Below are 25,377 nucleotides of genomic sequence, written 5' to 3'. Positions count from 1 at the left end.
CGCGCGGGTTGACTTGACGTCCCGGGTAGATAGAGTGACGGCCACCATGCCAAGTCACCTACCTCCCGAGGTCCGGAAACAATTGGCCCAGGCCCTCCGGGGGACCCTCCGCACCGCCCGCCGGAGCGCGGCGCTCACCCAGGCGGAGATGGCTCGGCGTCTCGGCCTGGGCCTCTCGGCGTACAAGCGCCTCGAGAACGGACTCCTGTCTCCCGGCGTGAGAACCCTGCGCGAGCTCAGCCATGCCCTGTGCCTCTCCCTGGATGCGCTGCTGGGCCCCGAGTGCGCGCGAGCCGTGGAGCGGGCTTCCCGGCCTCCTCGCCGGAAGCGTCCCGCGCGCTCCGGTGTCTCGCGTGCACGCACGACCTCGCGGGCCTCAGCCTCGGTCCAGGGCCATCCCCTACAGCCGCAGGTGCTCTCCTTCATGCAGGGAGAGCCCTGGGGCCTGCTGGCGGCGACCTCGCGGCTCCCGGTGGCGGAGGCCGTCCCGCTGCTCCTCGTGCGGCGGGGCACACCGCTGGCGCTCGTGGTGGACGTGGGGTGAAGTGACAGGCATGAGCCCGCAGGCCACGACCCGGCGCTTCCTGTACCTCCTCCTCCAGGGCGACTCCTTCTCTCCGTCGCTCGCCGAGGCGCGCACCGGGCTCGTCCTGGTGGACAAGAACGAGCCCGGAGAGGTGGCTCCCTCGGGGCGCTACGAGGACAAGCCGCTGCCGTACGGGAGCGCCATGCTGGTGCTGCTCGACGATGACCTGGAGCCGGGTGCCTCGTCCCTCGAGCCGCTGCGAGCATTGAGGGCGCGGCTGCCGGAGCTCCGGGCCCTGGGAGCCACCGTGGCCTCGCTCTACCTGGTCGTCGCCTACGAACGGCAGTGTGACTTCGCGCTCTCTCCCGAGGAGCTCACGGAGATCGCCGCGCTCGGAGTGCCCCTGGCGGTGTCCTGTCACCCCGCCGCGACGTAGTGGACGTCCCCCGGCCCATTCGAGCGGCCCACTTGGGGTACGCTGGGAGGGGGCTGACGTCCAACACCCCAGCAGCCGACGATAGTGAATTGGAATCGATAGATGCCTTTAGACCTCAGTAGCAGGCACACCTATGTGTCGGGCAGCGTTCGTTACCACGACCTCGCCTATACCGTCTCGCAGGACGACAATGTCCCGCGCTCGATCGAGCACTCGCATTTTCATGAAATCGATCGGGGAAACCTGGGATACATCGGTGCCGTGACATGGCCAACGAGCAGTGTGGCCATCAGCGTGCATCCGGTAGAGCAGATGATCGCGATCTCGCCCTACGGCGACGTGAAGTTGTTCGGCAGCGGGCAAGAGCGCGATGAGAAGATCGGGACCGCCCAGAGCGACCCCTCGAAGCGAGGCCATCTGCGCCAGGTTCGCACCATTGGCCGGCGCACCTTCGCCGTCGGCATGGGCCGCCAGGTCTACCGCCGGGACGGCGAGAACCTCTGGACCTGCCTGGACCCGCAGCTCCAGCCGGTGGCGGGCGAAGTGAAGGGGTTCGAATCGATCGACGGCTTCTCCGAATCCAACCTCTACGCGGTCGGTTGGGATGGGGAGATCTGGCATTTCGACGGCAGCGTATGGACGCAGCAGCAAAGCCCGGTCGATGTCGTCCTGACCCGCGTGCTTTGTGCCGGCGATGGCCATGTCTACGCCACGGGGCGCCAGGGGCTATTGCTCAGAGGCAGAGACGCCCGTTGGGAGGTCGTCGAACATGACGGCCCGAGGGAGGACATCCAAGACATGGCCTGGTACGGCGACCGGCTCTACCTGTCGACGCACCGCCAACTCTTTACATTGTCAGGAGACCGCCTGACGCCGATCCATTTCGGCGATGACGCCCCGGAGACCTGCTACCACCTGAGCGTGGCGGACGGCGTCCTGTGGTCGTTCGGTGCCAAGGACCTCATGGCCTTCAATGGGCAGAAGTGGACGCGCGTCGACTGATGCCAGGCGTTCCTGGGCCCGCCCAGCGCTCGGAGTGCCCCTGGCGGTGTCCTGTCTCCCCGCCGCGACGTAGTCCTTTCTCTGTATCGGCGAGAGGGTGGGGGTGCGTCACCAAGACGCACGAAGTGCTCCATGCGTGTCGTTAAGGTGTCTTCCCAGGAGCGCCGCACGCATGGGTGCAATTCCTTTCATCCAGTGCGGACTCCACCCACCGTGGAAGGACCTTCGAGGATTGGGAACGACCGATGACGAATACAAAGAATCCTGAGCTGACGTTCGACCCGCAGCAGCCGCCGCTCCAGATCGGAATGGTGCTCTATCCGGGCTTCACCCTCCTGGATCTGGCCGGTCCTCAAGCCGTGCTGGGGATGCACGGCAAGACCCACCTCGTCTGGAAGACGCTCGACACGGTCTCCACCGACTCGGGGATCGGCATCCAACCGACCACGACCTTCGCCGACTGCCCGGACGACCTGGACATCCTGTTCGTCCCTGGTGGTCTGGGCACGGCCGAGGCCATGGAGGACAAGGAGCTCCTCCAGTTCCTGAAGGAGCGGGCTGCTCGGGCCAGGTACGTGACGTCCGTGTGCTCGGGCTCGCTCATCCTGGGGGCGGCGGGTCTCCTGCGCGGGTACAGGTCCACGACGCATTGGGCCCTGCACGAGCTTCTTCCGGCATTTGGAGCAGAGGCTGTCCAGGCGCGCGTGGTGGCCGATCGCAACCGGCTCTCGGGCGGAGGCGTGACGGCGGGCATCGATTTCGGGCTGGTGCTCCTGGCCCGGTTGCGCGGAGAAGACGCCGCGAAGGCCACGCAGCTCGCGATGGAATACGACCCTGAGCCTCCCTTCGACGCGGGAACTCCAAGAACCGCCGAGCCCAGGATCGTGAAGCAGGTCTCGAGCCTTCTCGGGACGTTGAATCAGCGGATGCTGCAAACCGCTCAGGAAGTGAATCGCGCCACGAGCAACTGAGCCCTGTGGGGCCCTTCAGAACGTCCTCACCAGCGGTCTCCCATAGGGCAGAGCGGGCCAGGGGATTCCCACCGCGATGAGGAGGAGCGCGATGAGCAATCCGACCAGCCACCGGCGGTGCCGGGCCGTGGAGTCCTCGGCCCGGCGGCTCGCGATGGAGGCCCCGTGCGCGACGATGAGCGCCAGCACCATCGCGAACGCATGCTCGATGCCGAAGAAGCGAAGGACGGAGATGGACATGGCCGCTCGCAACCCGTCCAGGGACGTGGGCGTCAGCGGGCTGAGCGCGAAGTAGAGCACCAGCCCGAGCATCACCTGGCTGTCGAGCACGGCGACGAAGAGTTGCTGCACGCGCCGATCCGTCCGCGTCCAATCCCGGCAGCGCGCCCAACCCTGCAACGCCCGCCCGAGCGTGAGCGCGCCGAGGAGCACCACGCCCCAGCGCAGCCAGGAATGAAGGAAGAGGACCCACTGATAGAGCATGTCTTTCACCGTCTCCGAGGGATTCTGGCGAACAGCAGGGCGCCCATGCGCATGGCCACCCTGGGGAGACACCCTAAAGCCACACGCGGAGCGCCTCGTGCGTCTTGGTGACGCACCCCCACCCGCTCTCCGGGACGGGCCTCACCGGGATACGGGATGCTTGGCGAGCTTGCGCTGAAGGCTCCGGCGCTGGATGCGCAGCAGGCGCGCGGCCTGGGAGATGTTGCCCCCACAGTCCGCGAGCACCCGTTGGATGTGCTCCCACTCCGCCCGTGCGAGGGAGGGGACCTGGTGGGTGAGCGCGGCCTGCTCGCCCGCCGCGATGGTGGACCCGGCGAAGGCCAGCAGGATGTCGTCCACGTCGGCGGGCTTGGAGAGGTAGTGCGTGGCCCCGCGCCGCACGGCCTCCACCGCGGTGGCGATGCTGCCGTAGCCGGTGAGCACCACGATGCACATCCGCTCGTCGAGCGCCTTGAGCTCGCGCACCACCTCCAGTCCGGAGCCATCGGGCAGGCGCAGGTCGACGACCGCATGGCTGGGGCCCAGCTCGCGGGCTCCTGCGAGCGCTCCCCTCGCATCCGATGCGCCGTAGACCCGGAAGCCGCGCCGCTCGAACGCCCGCCCCAGCCGCTCGCGATGGATTCCATCATCATCGACGAGGAGGACGACGGAGGGGGTCTCACCGCCCATGGGTCACCTCCACCCGGCGTGGCAGCTCCAACGTCACGCGCGTTCCCCTTCCTTCCTCGGAGACGAGCTCGAGCCGGCCCCCGCACAGCTCGGCGAAGGCGTGACTGAGGAAGAGGCCCAGTCCCATTCCCTGGCCCGGGGGCTTGGTGGTGAAGAACGGCTCCCCCAGGCGCGGCAGGAGCTCGCGCGGGATGCCGGGTCCGTGGTCCTCGATGAGGAAGCACACCCGCGTGGCGTCTGCGCGCGCCGACACGGTCACGGCCGACCGGGTGGCCTCGCTCGCCTGGAGTGCGTTGTGCACGAGGTTCGCCAGGACCTGGACGAGCCCCCGGATGGGACAGCGGAGGGTCACATCCGGTGCCGCGTCGAGCCGGAGGCGGACGAGGTCCGTGGCCTCGAGCTGCTCCCGCAGCCTCTCGAGGATGGCGCCGGCCGTCGTCTGCTCTGGAATCTCTCCGAGCGTCTGTCCAGCCCGTGCGCTCATGCGCTCCAGGATGTCCCGGCATCGCTCGACCTCATCCCGGATGAGGCGGGCATCCTCGAGGGCCTCCTGGGGGGACTCCAGGATGAGCGTCTCCAGCTCGTTGGCCGCGATGGCGATGGTGCCCAGGGGAGTGCCCAGCTCATGGGCCGCGCCAGCGGCGAGCGTGCTCAGGGAGGCGAGCTTCTCGGCGCGCGCCGTGAGCTGCTGCGCACGGCCGAGCGCCCGCTGGCGATCTCGCAGCGCCGCGGATACTCGTGCCACGACGAAGGCGATGAGCAGGGTCGTGAGGGCGAAGGCGATCCACATGCCGTGCAGCCCGTGGGCCCGTGCGGCCTCCGGGAGGGGGACGTGGACGGCGAAGAGGCTCGAGTACCCCAGGGTGGAGAGCAGCACGACGAGCACCGTCCAGCGCGGACCGAGCACGAGCGCGGCGATCGTGACCTGGACGAGGTAGAGCATGCCAAAGGGATTGGCCGGTCCACCCGAGAGCGCGAGCAGGCCCGTCAGGATGGCGGTGTCGAACGCGAGCACGCCTCCGAGTACTGCGGGACGGACCTCCGGGGCCCGGCGCAGCCAGACGGCAAGGAGCGCGTTGGACAGCGCGGTCATCACGATGAGGGCCAGGAGTGCCATCACCGGAAGCTTCAGTCCGAGCCCCCACGTGACGACGGCCACCGTCAAGGCCTGGCCGGCGACTGCGTGCCACCGCAGCCGCACCAGCCAGGCGAGCGCGATCGCGCGGGAGGACAATCGCTCCGCCACGCCCCGGACGAAGGAGAAACGCGGGGGCTCTCCGTACCGCGGAGCTCCTGGCGGGGCCGTCTGGGCATGGGTCGGCATGCTGGACACTCCGGCCCTGAATAGCGCGAGCCTCTCCCCGAGGCACATGCGTCAAGTTGACGCACGGGGCCTCACACATGCACAGGAGCGGAGGCGGGCCGCTGACGCAGGCCGATCAGACACCTTCGACGCGACGCTGGAGGGCACCGATGGCCTCGAGCTCCTCATCGATCCGTGCCCGCTCGTCGTCGCTGAGCACCAGTGCGGCAATCTCCGCGCGCGCGCTTGTCTCGCGGGCCGAGTCATCCATGGCCACAGCGAGCTCGGCTCGCGCGACGAGCACGCGCGCACGTTCGAACGCAGCACCGGCCTCCTTCTTCAGCGCCACATCGAGGACCTTGGCGGCCGCGGCGTCGTCGTTCTTGAAATCGCGCAGGCGCGCCGCGGCGCGCAGCGCCTTGCCGAGCCGGGTCTGCGACGGGTTGTCCGAGGCGCCTTCGTCATAATCGTCCGGCGCGTCCTGGCGGATGTAGATGACCGAGTTGCCGGCGACGTCCACCACGGTGAAGCGGCTCTGGCCCTTCTTCATGCGGGTGATGCGCGGGAAGCCGGAGACCGGGACCTTGCCGTACGTCTGGCGCAGGCCGTCGACGAAGGTCTGATGGAGTTGCTCGACCTCTGGGACGATCACCAGGCAAGTGCTGTACGACTCGGAGGGCTCGAGCCCCTTGAGCCCCATGAAGTGCAGGTGGACATCGCCGCGGCGGGTCGCCGCGTACACGTTGGGGCTCGTCTGCTCATGGGTGACCTCGAAGCCGAGGGTCCGGTAGAACGCCAACGTCTCGGGCATCGAGGCGCACGGCAGCACGGGGATGGTCATCGACATGGGCTCACTCCTTTCGTGGGTCTGGGGTTGCGGCGTCCTGTTCGAGGACTTCTCGCGCCCGCCGAAGGCCCTCCACGGTGGCACGCAGCGTCGCGAGATCGATGCCTTTGCCGAGCCGGGTCGCCCAGGCCGCGTGGCGCGCCTCGACCTCGCGCAGCGCCCTGCGTCCGGACTCGGTGATTGCGATGAGCTTGGCGCGGCGGTGGTGCGGGTTGTCCACGTACTCGATGAAGCCGTCGCGCTCCAGGGAGTCCGCGGTGAGCTGCACGCTCTGGCGCGTCAGCCCCATGGTCCGAGCGACACTGGCGACCGGCTCCGGACCGTGGTCGACCACGCCGAGCACCTGCCACCGCGCGCTGGTCAGCCCCGACGGGTTGCTGAGCACTTCACCCGCCGCGAGCGCGAGCCCGTTGATGTGGAACACCTCGATGAGGAGCTCGCTGAACGACAGCGCCGACGGCGTCAGCTTCGACATGACAGGAACCTGTCATGATGACAGGTTCCTGTCAAATGATGCGAACCCTCCATTCCTGCAATCGGGCGCGGTCTCGACCGTTGTCATGATGGCGGCCGCCTGATGCGTGCCGCATGCCAAGGAGCAACGATGGGCCGCTGGAGCAGGCGCGTCAAAACCGGGATGGGCGTGTGCCTCGCCGTACTCTCCTGTCTGGGACTGGCCGGCTGTGCCGGCGCGGGGATGAGCGGGGTTCGCCGGCTCGATGGCCGCCGGCTTTCTTCCGAGCAGGTGGACCAGCACGTCGAGCGGTTGATGGCCGCGGCGAAGGTCCCGGGGCTCGCGGTGGCGCTCATCCAGGACGGCCAGATTGTCCACCTGAAGGCCTATGGCCTGAAGGACACCGCCGAGCGGCAGCCCCTGACGACTTCCACCGTCATGTATGGGGCATCACTGACCAAGGCAGCCTTCGCCTACATGGTCATGCAGCTCGTCCAGGAGGGGGCGCTCGAGCTGGATCGGCCCATCTCCACCTGGCTCGACAAGCCACTGCCCGAGTACGAGAAGTACAAGGACCTGGCGGCAGACCCACGCTGGCGGCTGATCACGCCGCGCATGTTGCTCAGCCATACGAGCGGACTGCCGAACTGGCGCCTCACCCACCCCGAAGGGAAGCTGGAAATCCTGTTCGAGCCCGGGCGCCGATACAGCTATTCCGGAGAAGGCATCAACCTGCTCCAGCTCGTGGTGGAGCAGGCCACCGGGCAGGAGGTTGGCGCACTGATGCAGGCCCGCGTCTTCGACCGCTTTGGGATGACCCGCACGAGCATGACGTGGCGCGAGGACTTCGCCACGGACTTCGCGGTCGGGTACGACGAGGAGGGCAAGCCGCTCGGCCACAAGCGCCGGCAGAGCGTCCGTGCGGCGGGCTCGATGGACACGACCGTGACGGATTACGCGCGCTTCCTCGCGGGCGTGCTGCGGGGCGAGGGGCTCTCCCGGGCCTCGCGGGAGGAGATGCTCCGCGCGCAAGTGCCCATCCACTCCGTCCAGCAGTTCCCGACGACGTCGGAGCGGACGACGGAGGACAACCGGGCCATCGGGCTGGCCTACGGGCTCGGCTGGGGGCTGTTCGAATCGCCCCACGGGAAGGCCTACTTCAAGGAGGGGCACGAGGACGGGTGGCGCAATTATGCGGTGTCGTTCGACCAGGGGCGCCACGCCCTCCTGCTCCTCGCCAACAGCTCGAATGGCGATAGCCTCTTCAAGTACCTGGTGGACGCGCTGTTGGGGCCCACGTGCATGCCGTGGTTCTGGAACGCTTACATCCCGTATGACCGGCCCGAGCTGAAGTCGCCCCAGGCACTGGAGGAGCCCCACCCGCCCTGCGAGTCCGAGGGTGGTGGGAGGGTGGACGCGTCGCCAACGCTCATACGATGACTTCCTCGCTCGGTCTGGCTGCCGGACGGTCGCCCGAGCGCCCACATCCAGTCGGTTGCCCGGAAAGCCCCGCTGCGGTTCCAATCTCTTCCCTCGGGGGCGCCCAAAATGGCGAAAGTCGAGTCTGACACCTTCCGATTACTCGGTGTCAGCGCTTGTTCCGGGGAACGGTGGGCGGGCGGGGAAGCTGGTACTTCGGCCGGTGGGGTATTTGCTCCCGGGGCAATTCCTGGAATTCGATGACCAGCCGTCCGGGTAACTCATCCCTCAAGATGCTGGCCTCGAAGTCGGAGCCGTAGAGTTCGATGACGTCTCCTGGCGGCGGGAATTTCTTCATCTGGCTGGGAAGCAGGCCGAGGTTGGTCTCCCGTTCCAGCTTGCCCCATACCTCGGCGAGCGCCGTCCAGGTGCGCTCGGCATCAGCCCTGTCGTAGGGGCGGATGAGCAGCTTGCCCATCAGGGGGATGCGGAATCCGGACGGATTCGTGAAGAGGTCGGCGATGTCCTTTCCGCAATGGGTACAGCGCTCATTGCTGTCCGAGTAGTAGCCGCAGTACTCGCAGAAGAATTGTTCATCGCTCATTCCGTCGCCTCCAGGAGATACGGCATTGCTCTGCCTCCAGCCTCCTTCAGCATCTGCGCATAGCTCATGTGGGTCATGGACTGTGGATCGAAGATGATGACCCGCCCGGTGGGCGTCACTCGCCCGTAAACGACATGATGATAGTTGCCCTCCCTCCAGTGAGTGAAGACGGCATAGTGGCCGACGGGAGCCCGGCCTCCAATCATTGCCACGGGCTTGGAACTCGCCTTGAGGCCCGTGGCTTTTTCGATGTAGCGCAAGGACTTCTCCGGGTTGAATTGGCGCTCACGTCCCGCATATCCGAAGAGCCGCTCCAGTTCATCGGCTGAATGCTCGAAGTATCCCTCCAGGCTGTTGTGGATGACAGTGGCCACGCAGGCCGTGCAGTTGTCCTTCCGATTGGAGGGATTCCAGGGGTTCTTCTTGCCGACGAAGGGCTCGTCATTGGTGCCGACGTGGAGCTCTGTGCGCAGGGCGGTCTCGGCTGCTTCATCGCCAGCGACCCGTCGCAGCTCGGCTTCATCGGCGGCGTACTTCACCCGGAGGCCCAGCGCCTTCGCGCGGTCCACCACGTCATCCACCGAGCGCAGCTTGCGCATCAGGAAGGCGGCATGCTTGAGGGCCATGCCTCCCACCTTCACCACCACGTAGCCGCCGACGGGAATGGCCACCATGAGGACGAGGTCCTCCTCGCTGGTGGGCACTCCCATCATGCCGGCGATGAGGAGGGTGTTCTCGGCGTGGCGCTCCGCTTCGCGTACCCCTGCCCGGTACAGCTTTCCGGCATAGGCGTGGCCCTCGTACCAGGCTTCCGCTACGGCTGCGTCTTCGCCCCGGCGCATGTCCCGCAGCGCGCGGCGGAGGGCGGAGGCCAATGCGACGCGCATCTGCTCGTGGTGGGCCTCGGTACCTTCCTCGTAGCGTCCGTCCAACTCGTCCAGAGTGCGGCGGATGGCGTCCATGCGCCCCGGTTCCAGCAGTCCGGCTGAGTGCAAGCGCACCAGCTCGAAGTAGAGCTCCTCCGGGGAGGCGTCCGCTTCGGCTTCGTACACCCTGGCCGAGGCGTCATCGGGACGCACGGACCTATCCGCCGAGCCACACCCGGAGAGGGCAGCGGCCAGAAGCAATGCAAGAGAGTACTTCCACAAAGGCATGGGCATCTCCTGTCACGTTCGGAGTGCCTCATGAGACTTCCTGGGTCTGACGGCTTCGGGACATCGAGGTGGCCGCATGGGCTGTTGCGTCGCATCTCGCGGTCCACCGAGCATGACCCACGATGGTGGTCGGGCGCGCGTGCCCGCCTGTCGGGCGGTCAGGATGGGTCGGGTGCCTGAATCCATTCCCGCCAGGTCCGAAGCCTCGGGCTACACTGCCCCGTCCAGCCCCCATGAACCGCAACGCCCTCGCCTCCGTGCTCCTGCTGTGCATCGCGCTCGCGAGCGTGGTGGTGGGCGTGGTGCACCTCATCCGCCGCGACCGCGCCGCGCTGGTGGAGCAGTTCGCCGCGGACCGCAAGGCCCAGGTGGATGCGGCGGCCCGCGAGGTCGCCGATGCGCTCGACGATGCGGCCGATGACCTCCGCTTCGCCGGGGAGCTGCTCTCCCGTCCCGGCTCTGTCACCGAGCACCGGCGTGAATTGCTCGCCCTGCTCGAGGTGGTGGGGCAGTACAAGGCCATCGTCGTCCTGGACTCGGAGGGAGCGCAGCGCTTCACCATCATGGACCGCCGCGCCGGCCCGGCTGTCGTCCGAGGGGCCGTGGGCACCGTCCTCACGGAGGCGGGGCGCGAGGCGCTCACCCGGACGCCCGGGGACATCCTCACCTCGCCGCCCGTGGCCGCCGCGCCCGGCGGCTGGTATCGCGTCTTCGCCACGGCCTACGCGCCGGCGGAGGATGGGCCTGGGGGGGCGCTTGCAGTGCTGGTGGACACCGAGCCCTTCTTCGCGCCCCTGAAGCTCATCTCCACGGAGCCGGAGGCGAAGCTGCTCCTCATCGGCGCGCACGGCGTTCCCACCCCGGCCAGCGACACCACCCTCATGGATTGGTACAAGCGGCTCGACGCGGAGGCGGGCAGCATTCCGGCCTTCGCGGAGCTGGTGGGGCACATGCGCGCGGGTGAGCGCGGTGCCGTCCGCATCCCCGAGGGCGAGGCGGCACGGTTGGGTCTGGGGGCGGCCGATGCCATCGCCGCCTATACCCCCATCCGCATGCGCGGGGGCGTCCACTGGGCCGTGGCCACGCTCGCCACCACCGAGGAGCTGCGGGCCCACGAGCGCGGCGTCATCCTCCGTGTGGCGCTCGGCGCCATCCTGGTGACCTTCTTCCTCGTCGTCTTCGGTGCCTACGTCATCGTCGCCTCGCGGCGCGCCGTCGCCCTGCAGGAGAGCCGCCGTCACGCGGACCGGCTGGCCCATCTGCATGAGAAGACGCAGAAGATTCTCGACAACATCCCCACGGGCGTCCTCGCGCTCTCGGCCGCCGGGCGCATCACCGCCGTCAACCAGGCCCTGCGCGAGCGGCTGCCTCCCACCGCCGTGGGCGCCTCGCTCCCCGAGGCCTTCCCGAACGCGCCCGCCGCCGTGGTGGACCGGCTCGCCTCGCTGGTGGAGGGCGCGTGTACCTCCGGGCGCGTCCTCAGCCTGCATGGCGAGCCGCTGCCCCTCTTTGGCGCCGAGGGCCAGTACCGCGTCCACGCCGTGCCCCTGGAGCAGCTGGACGCCGAGGTACGCGTGCTGCTCGTGGTGGAGGACCTGAGCAACGTGCACGCGCTCGAGTCGCAGCTGTTGCGCGCGGAGAAGCTGGCCACGGTGGGCATCCTCGCCGCCGGCATCGCGCATGAGATTGGCACTCCGCTGGGCGTGGTGCGCGGCCGGGCCGAGTACGTGCTGGGCAAGCTGGGCGCGCAGCATGCGCAGGCCGCGGGCGTCCAGGTCATCATCGAGCAGATCGACCGGGTGAGCCGCACCATCCGCCAGTTGCTGGACTTCTCCCGGGTGCAGCCGGCGCTGGTGCGGGAGGTGGCGCTGGGGCCGTTGCTGCGAGGCGCGCAGGAGCTGCTGCATGGCGAGGCGGAGCGGCGCAAGGTGAAGGTGGAGCTGGAGGTGCCCGAGGGGCTGCCCGCGCTGTCGGCGGACCCGGACCAGTTGCAGCAGGTGGTGCTCAACCTGGCCCTCAACGCGTGCGATGCGTGCGAGCCCGGGGGCACGGTGCGCCTGGCCGCCCATGTGGAAGCGCCGGGCGAGCCGGGTGCGTTGAGTGGGGTGCGGGTGACGGTGAGGGACGATGGGTGTGGCATCCCGCCGGAGAGCCTCAACCGCGTCTTCGACCCGTTCTTCACCACGAAGAAGCGAGGCCAGGGCACGGGGCTGGGCCTGACGATGGTGGCGCAGATCGTGCGCAACCACGGAGGCCGCATCGAGCTGGAGAGTGAGCCCGGCCAGGGCACGTGCGTGACGTTGTGGTGGCCCGCCACGCTCGCGCCGAGCGAGGAGCGACATGCCGTCTGAAGGACGAGTGCTGGTGGTGGATGACCACGTGGAGATGGCGCGGCTCCTGGCCGACCACCTCACGGATGCGGGCTACACGGTGGACGTGGCCACCAGCGGGCAGGAGGCGCTCGCCGTGGTGCGCGGGCGCGTGCTGGACGCGGTGGTGTGCGACCTGCGCATGGAGCAGGTGGACGGCTTCGACGTGTTGGCCACGGTGCGCGAGGTGGACCCCACGCTGCCCGTGCTCATCATGACGGCGTTCGGCGGGGTGGAGAACGCGGTGGAGGCCATGCGGCGCGGCGCCACGCACTACTTCACCAAGCCCTTCCGTCTGGACGAGGTGCTGCTGTACGTGCAGCGCGCCATCGCCGAGCGCCGGCTGCGCGAGGAGAACCGGGCCCTGCGCCAGGCGGTGGGAGACCGCTCGTCCTACGCGGCGCTGATTGGCCGCAGCGCCCCCATGCGCGCCCTGTACGAGCTCATCGAGCGCGTGGCGCACGCCCCCGCGCCGGTACTGGTGCGCGGCGAGAGCGGCTCGGGCAAGGAGCTGGTGGCCCGCGCGCTGCACTTCGAGGGCCCGCGCAAGGCCGGTCCCTTCGTGGCGGTGAACTGCACGGCCATCCCCAATGCGCTGCTGGAGAGCGAGCTGTTCGGCCACGTGAAGGGCAGCTTCACCGGTGCCACCACGCCCCGGCGTGGCCTCTTCCTGGAGGCGGACGGCGGCACGCTCTTCCTCGACGAGATTGGCGACATGGCGCCCGAGCTCCAGGCCAAGCTGCTGCGCGTGCTGGAGGACGGCGAGGTGCGCGCGGTGGGTGCGGACGCCTCTCGCAAGGTGGACGTGCGCGTGGTGGCCGCCACGCACCAGGAACTCGAGGCGCGCGTGCGCGAGGGCCGGTTCCGCCAGGACCTCTTCTACCGGCTCAACGTGCTGCCCCTCTTCGTGCCTCCCCTGCGCGAGCGGCGCGAGGACATCCCCCTCCTGGTGGAGCACTTCGTCGCCTGGTCGCGCAAGCGCAATCCCCGCGCCCGCCTCACCGGCTTCTCTCCCGAGGCCCTCGCCGCGCTCGCCGCTGCTCCGTGGCCCGGCAACGTGCGCGAGCTGGAGAACCTCGTCGAGCGCCTCGCCGTCGTCACCGTGCAGGAGACGGTGGACCTGCCCACGCTCCAGCTCCACGCCCCCGGTGTGACCGCGGACACCCATCCCCTGTCACGTGCCCAGGCCCGCCTGGTTCCGCTGCGCCAGCTCGAGGGCGAGTACATTGCCTACGTGGTGGCGCAATGCGGTGGCAACAAGACCAGGGCAGCGGAAATCCTCGGCATTGACGTTTCCACCATCCACCGCCGCGAGCGCGAGCGGAGTGGAAACAGCGCATAGCCGCTGGCGCGGTGGTAACAGTGGGAGCCTCTCTTCTTTGGAGGTTCTCAACGTGTCCCTGACAGGAAACGCCACGTCTCGAGTTCTGCTCGGCGTACTGAGCGCGGTGCTCGTGCTGTCGACCGCCTGCGGCAAGGAGGACCCTCTGCCCCCTGAGCCGGGCGGAGGAAGTCCCCTGCCGCCGGGTACGGGTGGTAGCAACAACAAGCCAGATGGGGGCACGGATGGAGGGCTCGTGATTCCCAGCGATGGGACGACCTACGCGGCGAAGCCCTCCTGTAACCTGGGTTCCGGCACGTGTGCGGGAGCCTGCGAGGATGGTGGCGTCAACTGCACGGGCAACTGCGGCTTCCTGGCCCCGGTGCAGTACGCGTTCCCGGGAGACCCGAAGGCCGTGGCCGTCGGAGACGTCAACGATGATGGCAGGGCCGACATCGTCACGGCGAACAACGATGGCAAGTCGGTGGCCGTCCTGTTGAACCGGGGCACGGGCCTCTTCCAGAAGCCCAGCCTGTGGACCGCGGGCAAGGACCCCACGGCGGTGACGCTCGCGGATCTCGACGGGGATGCGAAGCTGGATGTGCTCGTCGCCAACAGCGGTGACTCCACGCTCGCGGTGTACCGCTCCAAGGGCAACGCCAGCTTCCAGGCGCCTGTCTCCTACGCGGCCCCCGGTCTGAACCTCAACGACCTGGCGGTGGCGGACTTCGGCGGGGGAGGCCGCAGCGTCGCCCTCCTGCGCGGCGCGGACCAGAAGCTCTCCGTGTACAAGGTGAACAGCAGCGGCTCGCTGGAGACCGCGGTCCACTACCCCGCGGCCTCGACTCCCTACGCGATGGCGGTGGCGGACTTCGATGGCGATGGCACGCAGGACATCGCCGTCTCCCACGAGGCCACCTGTGGTGTGTCGCCGGACGCCACGTGCCAGTCGGTGGGCGTGCTGCTGAACAAGGGCGGCACGTTCCAGGAGCAGCGCCTCACGGCCACGGGTGGCACGCCCCGAGGTCTCGTGGCGGCGAAGCTCGACAAGGACGCGTGGATGGACCTGGTGGTCGCCGATGCGAGCCGCAACCAGGTGCTCGTGTTCAGTGGCAGGGGCGATGGCACCTTCGTCACCCCGCCGGCCGCGTATGCCGTGGGGAAGGCGCCCTCGCGGCTGGTGCTCGCGGACATCAACCGGGACACCGTGCCGGACCTGCTCGTCATGAGCACCACGGGCAACCAGGTGAGCCTGCTGCTCGGTCAGCCGGGTGGGACCTTCGCATCGCAAGTGCTGCTCACCGCGTGGCCCCAGGACCTGGGACTCCAGGGGCTGACCGTGTCGGACTTCGACAATGACAAGGCCCAGGACCTGGCCGTCCTCACCCGCAGCGGCATCCAGATGTTGTGGGGTATCTGCCGCTAGGCCTCGGAACGGCGGGGCGTGGAGTGCCTGGGGTGGCCCTCTTCGGCTAGCCTCCTGGTCCGGACTCGCAGTCCAGGAGAAGGGGGGCCACCCATGGGTTTTCTCTCGCGGCTGTTTGGAAAGGGTGAAGGCGGAGTGAGGGAGCGGTCCGTGGCTGCTCCCCGTGAAGCGCCGGGGCTCATTCCCGTGGCGGCCGTGTCCGAGGAGTACGCCTGGCTCCGGGACAACCTGTGCGGGTGTGGCGGCGGATGGTCCCTGGTGAATCAATCCGTGAGCGCCAGCCCTGGTCTGCCCGAGCATCTGAAGCTGGACAGGCTGGAGGTCTCCTGTGACGACTGCGGCCGGGAGTCCGTCTTCCTCTTCCAGGTAGACACCCACTCGCCCCACTACCTCGAGGAGCAACAGGAGATGATGAAGGAGCTGTTCGGCGGCACCTCCGGCAGGAACTGAGCGCGGCTCAGAGGGAGAGGCGCTCGCCTACGGGCGGTGGGGGGACGGGGTGCATCGCGCCATCCGTCCAGCGCAGGAAGACGAAGGAAGGGTCCTCGAGCGGCCGGTCGAACGTGAAGCCGAGTCGCGTGGGGCCCTGGTCCTCCGCCTCCAACACCGTCACGGTCATCCCGTTGAGCTTCACCTGCGCGCCCTGGCGCAGCGGATGGCTCGGGCCGCGGAACACCCTCTCGAATTCGCTGGTGAGGAAGTGGCCCCGGGTGAGCGAGAGCTCGAGGGAGTCCGGCCCCGTGCGGGTGAGCACATGCGGCTCCGGAGACAGGGAGAGGTGCCACCAGGCGCGTGGCTTCGGCATGCCGCGCGTGGCCAGCACCATCGGCACATAGAGTCCGACGGCCGGAGCCGGCATGGTCAGGGCCACCACGCGCTGCTCGGGGAGGCGCCGGTAGTCCAGTTCGTGCTCCAGCGTCTGGAGGACTGGCTCCGTCTGGGTCTGCAGTTGCAGGAAGGCGAGCGTCATCAGCGGCCAGAGGAGGGGAGCGAGCACGAGGTGCGCGAGCGCGAGCACCCCGGCTCCCACCGCTACGCCTCGGGGACGCCAGCCGCGCGCCCGCGAGCGCCACGCGTACACGAGCACCACCGCCACGGCCACCGAGCCGCCCAGGCCGGGAACGAGCAACAGGCGGTTGGCGGGGAAGGTGGCGGCCACGGGCAGCAGGGACAACGCCGCGCCGAGGAAGAGCCAGCGGCAGTGCCGGCGCTCCTCCTCGGCGAGGGACGGCCATGCGGCGCGCACCAGGAGCACGAGCAGTCCGAGCCCCACGAGCCCCCCGCCCACCAGCACGGGACGGGCCTGCGCGAGCAGCCAGAGGTCCGCGGGCAATTCCAGCACCAGCCCACCGAGCAGCACCGGCACCCTCACCACCGCGGCTCCGAGGTAGTGCAGGGGCTCGCCCACGGGGTCCACGTAGGAGCCGGAGCCGTAGGAGCCATAGCCGCGCAGCTTGTACACCCCGACGTAGACGAGCCCGAGCAGCACCGCCGGGGCGATGGCGCGCAGCCGCTCCTTCACGCTGCCCCGGTCTCCCAGCAGCTCGTAGGCCAGCACGTAGGCGAAGACGCCCAGCGCGGTCTCTCCGCCGAGCAGGCCCATGGCGAGCCCGGCCACGGACAGGGGGAGGGCCCTCGGCCGGTGCGCCTCGCGCCACTCGAGGTGCATCCACAGGCCGAACAGCGCGGGCACGGCGGCCACCAGCGCGTTGCGGTTGGCGATCCACCCCGCGACCATGAAGTGCGCGCCATCGATGGCGAAGAGGAACAGCGCGAGTGCCCCGAGCGCCCCCGGCAGCAAGCGCCGCAGCAGCGCCCCGAAGAGGCCCACCATCCCCAGGTACCAGGCCAGCGAGTGCAGGTGTCCCCCGCGCCTCCCATCTAAGTCCAGGTCGTCAGCTTCGTGGGAGCGGTCGCGTCCTCTGCGCGCCCCTCTGGAGGAGACGTCATGGGAGACCCACGCAACCCCAAGCGGGCGGACGAGCCCTGGAACCTCGACCGCATCCGCATCGCAGAGACCGAGCTGCGAGCGCTCGCCCCGCTGGTCACCCTCTCCGGTGGGTGGGCCTGGCACTTCATGGCCCCGCCTCACGAGGAGCTGAAGATCTTCCACGACCACAAGGACGTGGACCTCTTCGTGGAGCCCGAGCGCTTCCCCGAACTGGTCCAGCTGCTCACGGACCGGGGCTTCCACCGCATCTGGAGCCGCTTCGACGCTACCTCCACACATTTCTACCGCTACGCGAAGTACGTCGAGGGGGCCAAGGTCATCCTGGATGTGTTCGTGAGGCACGTCCCCTCGGTGGGTGTGGGGGATGTGCGCGTGGTGGAGCCGGCCACGCTGCTCACCTTCTACGGAGACATCCACAGCACGGATGACTGCGTGTCCGTCCTGGCCGCGAGGCAGCTCCTGGCTCGGGGAGTGAGTCCCATCGGACGTCCAGAGTTGGTCACTCGGCCCCGCTGAGCCGTGCACCTTTGTTTGAGGGGCGGGGAGCCGCCGGTATCGTGACGCCTGTTCCATGTCTGGAATGGGAGTCGCGTGACCATGAGCCGAGTGGATGCGAAGCACCTGGCGCTCCTCGTCGTGGGCCTGACACTGGCGGGGATGGGCTGCACCGAGGAAGGCCATCTCCCCGTCACGTATGAACCGCTCGGCTCGGCCCGGTTCGTCATCGTCGTCCCGCCGGCGCTGTCCACGGCGGGGGTGGACCGGGTGACGGTGACCTCGTCCAGGCCCCAGAGCGAGTCCCGCTCCGAGCCCTTGCTCGACTCGGGTGGGCAGTGGAGCGGGTGGATCGACCAGCTCCGGGCGGTGGACGGCTATACGTTCGACGCCGAGGGCTCGGGCGCCCGACGCTTCCTGGCGCGGGCCTCGGAGGTGTCCATCCCGTATTCGCGCACGGCGCTCGTCCTCCTCACCGCGCGTGAGCCCTCCCCGCCGGCGCCCACCGGCAATGTCGCGCCCTTCATCGACGCGCTCGTGGCTTCGACGGATACGATCGAGCCGGGGGGGGAAGTCTCGTTCCACGCTCAGGCCCATGACGCGAACCTGGGCGATGCCTTCTCCTTTTCGTGGGAGGCCACCAGCGGCTTCTTGAAGGACACCCACTCCGCCTCGGAAGTGTGGACGGCGCCCGAGGTCGAGGGGCCGCAGACGCTCACGGTGACCGTCACCGACTCGAGCGGCGCCGCGGTGTCGCTGGAGCTCACCCTCAACGTCCAGTCCCAGAGCTCGCGCGAGGCACCTGTGCGAGCCGTCTATCGCGAGCACCCCGCGACGCCTCCCGCCATCGAGGTGGTCTCCGCGTCGCCCGCGTCCGTGGGGCCAGGGGATGTGTTGCAACTGGGGGCCACCGCCACGGTTTCGCGCGGGGCCCTGTCCTTCGCGTGGACCGCGAGTGCCGGCACCGTGAGCACGCCGGTGAGCAGCGCCGTGCACAGCGATGTCCTCTGGGTATCTCCCTCCTGTCTGCCCGCGGACGTGACGCCCTCGGTGACGGTCACCGTCACCAATTCGGCGGGGCTCAGCGACTCACGCACCTTGCCGGTCACCTGGACGGGCCCCGCCTGCACGCGGCCCGCGTGCCTCTTCTCGCTCGAGGACGGGCGCCTCTCGCTCCCGGCGGATTGCACCACGGACACGTCGCTGTTCATCCCGGACGGCTACACCTTCGATGGCCAGGGCCACTCCATCACGGCGGTGGACCCTCCGGCTGGCCACTTCACCGGGGCCATCGTCCGCAACCGAGGAGGCACCGCACGCGTGCGCTCCATGACCGTCACCACGAGCGGGTTGAAGGATGTCTGTGAATCCGCTCCGGCGAGGCTTCGCGGCATCCTGCTCGAGGGGGCCTCGGGAGAGGTCGTGGACACCACGGTGAACGACATCAACAAGGGGTTGACCACGAGCGGCTGCCAGGAAGGCATTGGCATCGAGGTGCGCAACGATGACACGAGCCGAGGCCCCTTCCGGGTGGACGTGCTGCGCAACCGCGTCTCGGGCTACCAGAAGCGCGGCATCCTGGCCATTGGCGCCGTGGGGGTGACGATCGACAGCAACACGGTGGAGGGTGGGGGGCCGGTGAACCATATCGCTCGCAATGGCATCCAGGTCAGCGACGGAGCCACGGGGAGCGTCACGAGGAACACCGTCTCGGGGAACGCCTATGTCAAGGCCGATGCCGTGGGCGCAGGGGTCCTGGTCACGGGAGGGACCGGCAAGCCGCTCGTCACGGGGCTCTCCATCGAGGGCAACACCCTCACGGACAACGACGTCGGCATCTACCTCTTCCAGGACACGGGCGACCCGCCCGACACCAAAGCGCGCACACGAATCACCCACAACGAGCTCCGCAACGATGCGGAGACCAATCCGGCCTACCAGGCCGCCATCTCGGACTACTACGGGACGGGGAGCGTCATCTCCACGAACCAGATCTCCGGGACGGGCTACGACCCCTCCACGACGCCCGACCACACGCTCGCCGTGGACGTGTACACCACCCGGCCGGCGGCGAAGCTGTCGATCCTCACGCCCGGGTATGACCTCGCGATGGGCTCCTGCTCCGGCAAGGTCTCCGTGCAGAGCCAGGACCCGGTCGGCAACCTCGTGCCCTCGGCGGGGCCGTTCACCCTGACGGCCTCGGGCCCGGCGGCTTCCGGTGTCACCTTCCACGCCGACTCGGGTTGCTCCGGCGCCGCCATCACCACCGTGGACCTGTCGAAACCGCAGGCCGAGGCCACCTTCTATTTCAAGTCCTCGCAGCCGGGCGTGGCGACCGTGACGGTGTCCGGCGGCAGCCTGACCACGGCCACGCAGGGCCAGACCATCCACTGAGCCCCTGACGAGCTCCGGACGGGAGCCCATGGGGTCTTCGCGGCCGATCGCCCACCGAACCTGCTGGCGGCCCCGCTTGCTCGGGCTGGCCTGGCTGGCGTCCGGACTGGCCGCAGCGCATGTTCCTGCCGATCGCTACCCTCCGGAAATCCTTCGAGTCCGGCACCTGAGTGGCAATCCGCCAGGGGGTCTTGCACGCTGCCACGTTGTGCCGCGGTGCGTCGGAGTCGCCTCCGAGGGAGCGGTTACGGGCATGTGGCTTGCTGATGCATGGAAGCGCGGACGGAGCCTCCATGCGCCACCCCTTGCCGTGCTGCGTCATCCTCGCGCCAGACGCGGACGAGTCGCTGAGCTCGCTGTTGCGAGACGTGCTGAGCGACATGGGCATCGCCTTGCGTCCTTTCGGTGGCGCGCAGCGTCCGGACGTGGTGCTCGCGCTGGTGCAGCGCGAGGACAGTGTTTCGCGGGTGTTGCAGGCGGCCGGGAATGCGGCGGGTCAGGCTCCTGTCTTCGTGTTGTTGCCCTTCGAGGATGAGCGGTTGCGGCGCCTGGCGATGAGTCTGGGCGCGCGGGGCTGCTACGCGCTGGGCACGCCGCTGGAGTTGTTGAAGGGACTGCTGCGGAGCGTGTCGGACGCTCTGGGGATGCGTGGTGAACGCGGGAGGCACGAAGATGGAGCGTGAGTCCTGGCCAGTGGCGCAGTCGCGAGCGAGGCCCGTGCTGAGGTTGGTTCCCTCTCTGGCGCCGGAGCCATGTACCCCCGCGGGCGAGCGGGTGCTGGTGTCGGCCGAGGGCTTCCTGCTCACCAGCGAGCGGCTGGAGGTGCGGGGCCGCTCATGGCGGTTGGAGGAGCTGCGCGGTTTCGGCACGCGGCACGAGGCTCCGGGTCTCAAGCTGCCGCTGCTGCTCGGAGCGGGGGCGGCGGTGGTGGTGCCGGCGTTGCTGCTGCAGCCGGGCTCGTTCCGGGTGACGGCTGCGCTGGTGGTGGCCACGGTGCTCGTCTTCGCCTCCATCGTGCGGCTGGTGGTGGCGGCGGACACCTACTGGCTCACCGTGCGCACCGCCGAGGGCGAGCGCCAGGTGCTGTGCAGCCATGACCATCAGTTTTTCGCCCGCGTGGTGGACGCGCTCGGCGAGGTGCTGAAGCGCCCCGAGCCAACGCCCGTGACTCCCTCGCCCGGAGTGCCGGCCCGCCGGCTGGCCCTCGTGCGCTGAGGCGTGCTCGAGGTCGACTCAGCGCGACTGAAGCCATCGGCGGAACCAGGCGTCGCCACTCACCAGGGTAATCCCCAACAGCACCAGCACGGCGCCCCCGATGAAGTTCAAGGACAAGGGCTCATCGAGGATCAGCACACCCAGGGTCACGCCGAACAGCGGAGTCATGAACGAGAACACCGCCAGGTGCGAAGCCAGATAACGGCGCAGCAGCCAGAACCAGATGAGATAGCTGATGAAGGACACCACCACGCCCTGGAACAGCACGCTGCCCACCGCCAGCGGAGTCAGTTCCACCCGGTGCGCCTGGCCGGTCGCGACGGCGATCAGCAGCAACAGCACGAAGGCGGCCGCGAGCTGGTAGAACAAGGTCAGGCTCGGCGGTGCCTCGGACAGCTTCGACGCACGTATCACCACGGTGGTGGCACCCCAGGCCATGCCCGCCATGAGCCCGAGGGCATCCCCCAGCAGCATCCGTGAGTCCAACCTGGCCAAGGACACGCCGCCACCAAACGCCACCGCGATGCCGGCGAAGCACAGGCCGATCCCCAGCCATTGCAGACGGTGCAGGCGCTCGCCGGGCAACAGCAGGTGCAACCCCAGGGCGGAGAAGATGGGCGAGGTGTAGAGAAACACCGAGATATGCCCGGCGGTGGTGTATCCCAGCCCGAGGGCGATCAGCAGGAACTCCAGGGCGAACAGCACCCCGGTCAGCAGGCCCGCGGGCAGGGTGCCCTGGCGCAGTCCCTCCCAGCCACCGCGCCAGAACATCAGCAGGGCCACCAGCAGCGCGGCGATGCCCGAGCGCGCGGACGCCTGCATGATCGGCGCGATGTCCGCCGCCGCCAGTTTGATGGCCACCTGCTGCAATCCCCAGGTCGCGCAGAGGGCGACCATCAGTTGAAAGGAGAATGCATCGGCACCCCGCCGCTCGCTCATGGCCCGGCTCCAGAGATGACCGCGCCCGCCAGGGGGGAGGTAGCCCGCCCTGGCCCCAGGCCCAGCCGCTTGAACGGCGGCACGGATACCACGGCGGCAGAGGAAGACGAGCGCCCGAGGTAGGAAGGGCATGCCCATTCCCCGCCCGGCCGTGCGGCCTGCGCACGGCCCGTCTTCGCCTGTTGCTGGCCCTCGTGAGCTGGGTAGAGTGGATCGGCATGACTTCGCGCGTTGTTTTCGCCCTCTACCTGCTGCTGGTGTCACTCTGCGTCAGAGCAGCCTCGCCTGAGAGCGGAGCACGCCTCCCGGCGCTGGAGACCGTCACGGTGAGTGAGCACCACGGCCCGACAGACGGGAGTGGACTCGAGCTCACCTTCAAGCGACTGCCGCCAGATCCGGCCCTGGCCCGGCTCAGCGTGGAGGACGCCCGCGCGTTCGTGGAGGCCATGGAGGCGGCATTACAGACACCCGGGTTGTCGGGGTCGCCCGACTCGAGGGTCGTGTGGGCGTGTCTGTTCTCGGGAGGTCCGGGCTGCGGGCCACCGGGGAGCACGCTGCCCTCGGAGCTGGAGAGGAAACTGCGCGCGGGTTACGAGGAGCTCTTCGGCTCATCCTCCGCGCCGCGGACACACTCCCTGGAAGACAGCCGGTGGTTCCAGGCACTCAAGCTGTCGCCGCGCTACATGCACCAGGGGGTGCGCGAGGCAGCCATCGAGCTGCTCGGCTCACCCACTGTCGCGTATTCGATGGCGCTGTCCATGATGCTCTACATGATGGCGTGGGCCGCACCTGAGCCAGTTTTCTCCAAGGCATTGGCTGCGGCGGTCACCGTCGGGCTGTTGATGACGTACACGGCGGCGGAGCTCTACACGGTGGGGATGGCCTGCCTGAACCTGTACCGGGAGGCAGAAGCGGCGACGACGCAGGAGCAGTTGGAGGCTGCGTCCGAGCGCTTCGGGAAAGCGATGGGGGGCGTGGGGCTGCGGGTGCTGGTGACGGTGGCGGGAGCGAAGCTGGCCAGGGGCCTGCCGGAGGTGCCCCAGGGAGGAATGTGGGCGCGCTTTTCGCCGCCTCGCTTCGCATTCGCAGGAGGGGGCGGGCGGGGAGGTTTCGTGGTGGGGGCGGGGACTCGTGCGCAGGTGAGCGTGGCGGAAGGCACGGTAGTGCTCATGGGCGTGTCCGCGAATACGACAGCCGCGGCGGCCTCCGCAGCGGTGGCTGCTTCACGGACGACGGGGGCCTGCCGGGACGAGTCCAACAAGGGGGATGCGAAGGGCCACCACATCGCCACCGACAAGAACGACACGGCAGAAGTCCGTGGCGGCCCCTGGACTCCCTTGTTCGAAAAAGTCTTCGCGCGAGCGGGGATGCGCCTCAACGATCCCGCGAACATCGTCTATCTCATCGGTCATGTGGGACCCCATCCCGAGGAGTACCATGAGAAGGTTAGCGATCGCTTGGAAACAGCACTTGGGAGATGCCGAGTTCAAGCCGAGTGCCGAGCCAGGCTCATCGCGGAACTCGACAAGATTGCTGCCGATATTTGCAAACCCGGGTCGACGCTCAACAAGCTCCTTACGAAACAGCTATGAAAGAACCAAAAAGGTATTTCGTTCTACGGGACGACCTGCACATCCCCGGGCGGTGGCATTTGAGCATTCCGGATGTGGATGAAACGGGGCGGGAGATAGACCCCTGGCAATTCAAGGATGGTGTGCTCGTCAAGCTGGAGGCGGCACCCCTCCTTCATTTGAGCCGCCCGGGTCATGCCCTCGATTTCACCCTGACCGGCCTGACGGTACCGCTGGTTCATGGCCGCGTTGTTTCGCTCTTCGAGCGGCTGGGCCTCGACCAGGAGGTTCAATTCATCCCGACGCGCGTGGAGGGCTTCACCGAGCCCTACTTCATCCTCAATGCGCTCCAAATCATCCGTTGCATTGACGACGCCCGATGCGAGGAGGTGCTCTACTGGCTTCCCGAGGACAACCGTCCGGACAAGGAAGGTCAGTACCGGGATATCACCGGACTGAAGATCGACCCGGAGAAAGTGGGGGACGCCAACGTCTTCCGTCTCTGGGGTTGGACGGTCGTCCTCATCGTTTCAGAGCGCGTCAAGTTGGCCATGGAGAGCGAGGGCATCACTGGCACCCGGTTCTCGGAGGTCTGAGCTACGAAAGCCATGACCGCTCAACACCAGTATTTCGCGCTGCGGGATGACATGCGCATTCCAGGCCGCTGGCATTTGCGGAGCCCCGTTGATGAGCAGGGACACTTCATCGAGCCTTGGCTATTCACTGAGGGAGTCGCTCTTGAGCCCAGTCGCGTGATTCACTTCCCTGTGAATCCATCGGGCATCCCGCTCGACTTCACTCTTGCTTCCTTTTCGATTCCTGTCGTCAATGGCCGGGTCGTCACGCTTCTCGAGCGTTTGGGACTTGAGCCAGAGGCGCAACTCATTCCTGCCGTGGTGGAGGGCCAAGCAGGGCCCTACTTCATCCTCAATGCCCTGCGGTCCATCCGCTGCATCGACGATGCCCGGTGCGAGGAAGTGCTCTACTGGCTTCCCGAGGACAACCGTCCGGACAAGGAAGGTCAGTACCGGAATGTCGCGGGATTGAAGATCGACCCAGCGAAGGTGGGGGACGCCAACATCTTCCGCCCCTGGGGTTGGACGGTCGTCCTCATCGTTTCCGAGCGCGTCAAGATGGCCATGGAGAGTGAGGGTATTACCGGCACCCGGTTCTCGGAGGTCTGAGCTACCCTTGCTCCTCACGAAGAGCCCATGAGTGCACCAAGAAGATATTTCGAGTTGTGGGACGACCTGCACATTCCCGGGCGGTGGCATTTACGCACTCCGGATGTGGATGAAACGGGGCGGGAGATAGACCCCTGGCAATTCAAGGATGGTGTGCTCGTCAAGCTGGAGGCGGCACCCCTCCTTCATTTGAGCCACCCGGGTCGTGCCCTCGATTTCACCCTGACCGGCCTGACGGTACCGCTGGTTCATGGTCGCGTCGTTTCTCTCTTCGAGCGGCTGGGCCTCGACCAGGAGGTTCAATTCATCCCGACCCGCGTGGAGGGCTTCACCGAGCCCTACTTCATCCTCAATGCGCTGCAAATCATCCGTTGCATCGACGACGCCCGATGCGAGGAGGTGCTCTATTGGCTCCCCGAGGACAACCGCCCCGACAAGGAAGGCCAGTACCGGGATATCACCGGACTGAAGATCGACCCGGCGAAGGTGGGGGACGCCAACGTCTTCCGTCTCTGGGGCTGGTCGGTGTCCCTCGTCGTTTCCGAACACGTCAAGTTGGCCATGGAGCGCGAGGGCATCACGGGCACCCGGTTCTCGGAAGTCTGAGCGACCCTCGAGACCAG

26 protein-coding genes are annotated in these 25,377 nt (G+C 68.2%); 17 read left to right on the top strand and 9 right to left on the bottom strand.

Annotated features, from left to right (window positions below):
* Positions 1 to 46: 46 nt before the first annotated feature.
* The 4 genes from DAT35_RS07865 (at position 47) to DAT35_RS07850 (ending at position 2,935) form a co-directional block, all read left to right on the top strand.
* Complete coding sequence (locus DAT35_RS07865; RefSeq protein ID WP_108066260.1) at positions 47 to 544, top strand: helix-turn-helix domain-containing protein; 498 nt, start codon at positions 47 to 49, stop codon at positions 542 to 544.
* Positions 545 to 554: 10 nt separating this feature from the next.
* Positions 555 to 962 carry a hypothetical protein gene (locus tag DAT35_RS07860; RefSeq protein WP_108066259.1) on the top strand — a complete coding sequence of 136 codons (408 nt, stop codon included), beginning with the start codon at positions 555 to 557 and terminating at the stop codon, positions 960 to 962.
* 102 nt (positions 963 to 1,064) lie between these two features.
* The gene (locus tag DAT35_RS07855; RefSeq protein ID WP_199242832.1) at positions 1,065 to 1,964 is read left to right on the top strand and encodes a hypothetical protein; all 900 of its coding nucleotides are present in this window, start codon (positions 1,065 to 1,067) and stop codon (positions 1,962 to 1,964) included.
* Between the two features lie 245 nt (positions 1,965 to 2,209).
* Positions 2,210 to 2,935 (top strand): DJ-1/PfpI family protein, encoded by a 726-nt coding sequence (locus DAT35_RS07850; RefSeq protein WP_108066258.1) that lies wholly within the window; start codon positions 2,210 to 2,212, stop codon positions 2,933 to 2,935.
* Between the two features lie 15 nt (positions 2,936 to 2,950).
* Here the strand turns inward: DAT35_RS07850 and DAT35_RS07845 are convergent, their stop codons facing one another.
* The 5 genes from DAT35_RS07845 to DAT35_RS07825 all read right to left on the bottom strand — a co-directional run bounded on the left by DAT35_RS07845 (position 2,951) and on the right by DAT35_RS07825 (position 6,733).
* On the bottom strand, positions 2,951 to 3,418 hold the full coding sequence (locus tag DAT35_RS07845; RefSeq protein ID WP_108066257.1) for a hypothetical protein: 468 nt from the start codon (positions 3,416 to 3,418) through the stop codon (positions 2,951 to 2,953).
* A gap of 141 nt (positions 3,419 to 3,559) precedes the next feature.
* Positions 3,560 to 4,108 carry a response regulator transcription factor gene (locus DAT35_RS07840; protein WP_108066256.1) on the bottom strand — a complete coding sequence of 183 codons (549 nt, stop codon included), beginning with the start codon at positions 4,106 to 4,108 and terminating at the stop codon, positions 3,560 to 3,562.
* Entirely contained in the window at positions 4,098 to 5,432 is a 1,335-nt protein-coding gene (locus DAT35_RS07835; protein WP_108066255.1) for an ATP-binding protein, read from the bottom strand. Before DAT35_RS07835 ends, DAT35_RS07840 begins: the two co-directional genes overlap by 11 nt.
* Before the next feature lie 115 nt (positions 5,433 to 5,547).
* A complete protein-coding gene (locus DAT35_RS07830) occupies positions 5,548 to 6,258 on the bottom strand; it encodes a hypothetical protein (RefSeq protein ID WP_108066254.1) in 711 nt (236 codons plus the stop codon).
* Between the two features lie 4 nt (positions 6,259 to 6,262).
* The gene (locus DAT35_RS07825) at positions 6,263 to 6,733 is read right to left on the bottom strand and encodes a MarR family winged helix-turn-helix transcriptional regulator (RefSeq protein ID WP_108066253.1); all 471 of its coding nucleotides are present in this window, start codon (positions 6,731 to 6,733) and stop codon (positions 6,263 to 6,265) included.
* Positions 6,734 to 6,862: 129 nt separating this feature from the next.
* Between DAT35_RS07825 and DAT35_RS07820 the strand changes: the two genes are divergently transcribed.
* On the top strand, positions 6,863 to 8,152 hold the full coding sequence (locus DAT35_RS07820; RefSeq protein WP_158501595.1) for a serine hydrolase: 1,290 nt from the start codon (positions 6,863 to 6,865) through the stop codon (positions 8,150 to 8,152).
* A gap of 148 nt (positions 8,153 to 8,300) precedes the next feature.
* On the opposite strand, the gene DAT35_RS07815 is transcribed toward DAT35_RS07820, so the two are convergent.
* Positions 8,301 to 8,735: a hypothetical protein gene (locus DAT35_RS07815; RefSeq protein ID WP_108066251.1), complete on the bottom strand. Its 435-nt coding sequence runs from the start codon at positions 8,733 to 8,735 to the stop codon at positions 8,301 to 8,303.
* The gene (locus DAT35_RS07810) at positions 8,732 to 9,889 is read right to left on the bottom strand and encodes a hypothetical protein (RefSeq protein ID WP_146209619.1); all 1,158 of its coding nucleotides are present in this window, start codon (positions 9,887 to 9,889) and stop codon (positions 8,732 to 8,734) included. Before DAT35_RS07810 ends, DAT35_RS07815 begins: the two co-directional genes overlap by 4 nt.
* 233 nt (positions 9,890 to 10,122) lie before the next feature.
* On the opposite strand from DAT35_RS07810, the gene DAT35_RS07805 reads away from it, so the two are divergent.
* The 4 genes from DAT35_RS07805 (at position 10,123) to DAT35_RS07790 (ending at position 15,455) form a co-directional block, all read left to right on the top strand.
* Positions 10,123 to 12,240, top strand: a complete 2,118-nt coding sequence (locus DAT35_RS07805) for a nitrogen regulation protein NR(II) (protein WP_108066249.1) — start codon at positions 10,123 to 10,125, stop codon at positions 12,238 to 12,240.
* Positions 12,230 to 13,600, top strand: a complete 1,371-nt coding sequence (locus DAT35_RS07800) for a sigma-54 dependent transcriptional regulator (protein WP_108066248.1) — start codon at positions 12,230 to 12,232, stop codon at positions 13,598 to 13,600. Before DAT35_RS07805 ends, DAT35_RS07800 begins: the two co-directional genes overlap by 11 nt.
* A 52-nt stretch (positions 13,601 to 13,652) precedes the next feature.
* Entirely contained in the window at positions 13,653 to 15,005 is a 1,353-nt protein-coding gene (locus DAT35_RS07795; RefSeq protein WP_158501594.1) for a VCBS repeat-containing protein, read from the top strand.
* 150 nt (positions 15,006 to 15,155) lie between these two features.
* Positions 15,156 to 15,455, top strand: a complete 300-nt coding sequence (locus DAT35_RS07790) for a hypothetical protein (RefSeq protein ID WP_146209618.1) — start codon at positions 15,156 to 15,158, stop codon at positions 15,453 to 15,455.
* A gap of 7 nt (positions 15,456 to 15,462) precedes the next feature.
* Here the strand turns inward: DAT35_RS07790 and DAT35_RS07785 are convergent, their stop codons facing one another.
* Positions 15,463 to 16,839 (bottom strand): hypothetical protein, encoded by a 1,377-nt coding sequence (locus tag DAT35_RS07785; RefSeq protein WP_108066245.1) that lies wholly within the window; start codon positions 16,837 to 16,839, stop codon positions 15,463 to 15,465.
* A gap of 114 nt (positions 16,840 to 16,953) precedes the next feature.
* Between DAT35_RS07785 and DAT35_RS07780 the strand changes: the two genes are divergently transcribed.
* From DAT35_RS07780 to DAT35_RS07765, 4 genes are all read left to right on the top strand, one after another.
* Positions 16,954 to 17,472 carry a hypothetical protein gene (locus DAT35_RS07780; RefSeq protein ID WP_108066244.1) on the top strand — a complete coding sequence of 173 codons (519 nt, stop codon included), beginning with the start codon at positions 16,954 to 16,956 and terminating at the stop codon, positions 17,470 to 17,472.
* An 81-nt stretch (positions 17,473 to 17,553) separates the two neighbouring features.
* Positions 17,554 to 19,845, top strand: a complete 2,292-nt coding sequence (locus DAT35_RS07775; protein WP_146209617.1) for a right-handed parallel beta-helix repeat-containing protein — start codon at positions 17,554 to 17,556, stop codon at positions 19,843 to 19,845.
* Between the two features lie 293 nt (positions 19,846 to 20,138).
* The gene (locus tag DAT35_RS07770; RefSeq protein ID WP_108066451.1) at positions 20,139 to 20,528 is read left to right on the top strand and encodes a hypothetical protein; all 390 of its coding nucleotides are present in this window, start codon (positions 20,139 to 20,141) and stop codon (positions 20,526 to 20,528) included.
* The gene (locus DAT35_RS07765; protein ID WP_108066242.1) at positions 20,518 to 21,060 is read left to right on the top strand and encodes a DUF6232 family protein; all 543 of its coding nucleotides are present in this window, start codon (positions 20,518 to 20,520) and stop codon (positions 21,058 to 21,060) included. Before DAT35_RS07770 ends, DAT35_RS07765 begins: the two co-directional genes overlap by 11 nt.
* A gap of 18 nt (positions 21,061 to 21,078) precedes the next feature.
* On the opposite strand, the gene DAT35_RS07760 is transcribed toward DAT35_RS07765, so the two are convergent.
* On the bottom strand, positions 21,079 to 21,999 hold the full coding sequence (locus tag DAT35_RS07760) for a DMT family transporter (protein WP_108066241.1): 921 nt from the start codon (positions 21,997 to 21,999) through the stop codon (positions 21,079 to 21,081).
* A 218-nt stretch (positions 22,000 to 22,217) separates the two neighbouring features.
* Here DAT35_RS07760 and DAT35_RS07755 point away from each other — a divergent pair, with 218 nt between their 5' ends.
* From DAT35_RS07755 to DAT35_RS07740, 4 genes are read left to right on the top strand one after another with little or no spacing between them, the layout of a single operon-like run.
* Positions 22,218 to 23,591 (top strand): AHH domain-containing protein, encoded by a 1,374-nt coding sequence (locus DAT35_RS07755; protein ID WP_108066240.1) that lies wholly within the window; start codon positions 22,218 to 22,220, stop codon positions 23,589 to 23,591.
* Positions 23,588 to 24,166, top strand: coding sequence for an imm11 family protein (locus DAT35_RS07750; RefSeq protein WP_369945205.1), 579 nt, complete (start codon positions 23,588 to 23,590; stop codon positions 24,164 to 24,166). Before DAT35_RS07755 ends, DAT35_RS07750 begins: the two co-directional genes overlap by 4 nt.
* A 12-nt stretch (positions 24,167 to 24,178) precedes the next feature.
* Complete coding sequence (locus DAT35_RS07745; protein ID WP_233261348.1) at positions 24,179 to 24,754, top strand: imm11 family protein; 576 nt, start codon at positions 24,179 to 24,181, stop codon at positions 24,752 to 24,754.
* 27 nt (positions 24,755 to 24,781) lie between these two features.
* The gene (locus DAT35_RS07740) at positions 24,782 to 25,360 is read left to right on the top strand and encodes an imm11 family protein (protein ID WP_233261347.1); all 579 of its coding nucleotides are present in this window, start codon (positions 24,782 to 24,784) and stop codon (positions 25,358 to 25,360) included.
* Positions 25,361 to 25,377 lie beyond the last annotated feature (17 nt).

It is taken from the genome of Vitiosangium sp. GDMCC 1.1324 (assembly GCF_003044305.1).
Lineage (GTDB): Bacteria > Myxococcota > Myxococcia > Myxococcales > Myxococcaceae > Archangium.
Note: the sequence above shows the minus strand (reverse complement) of the source record. Positions and strands in the feature narration are given on the sequence as shown.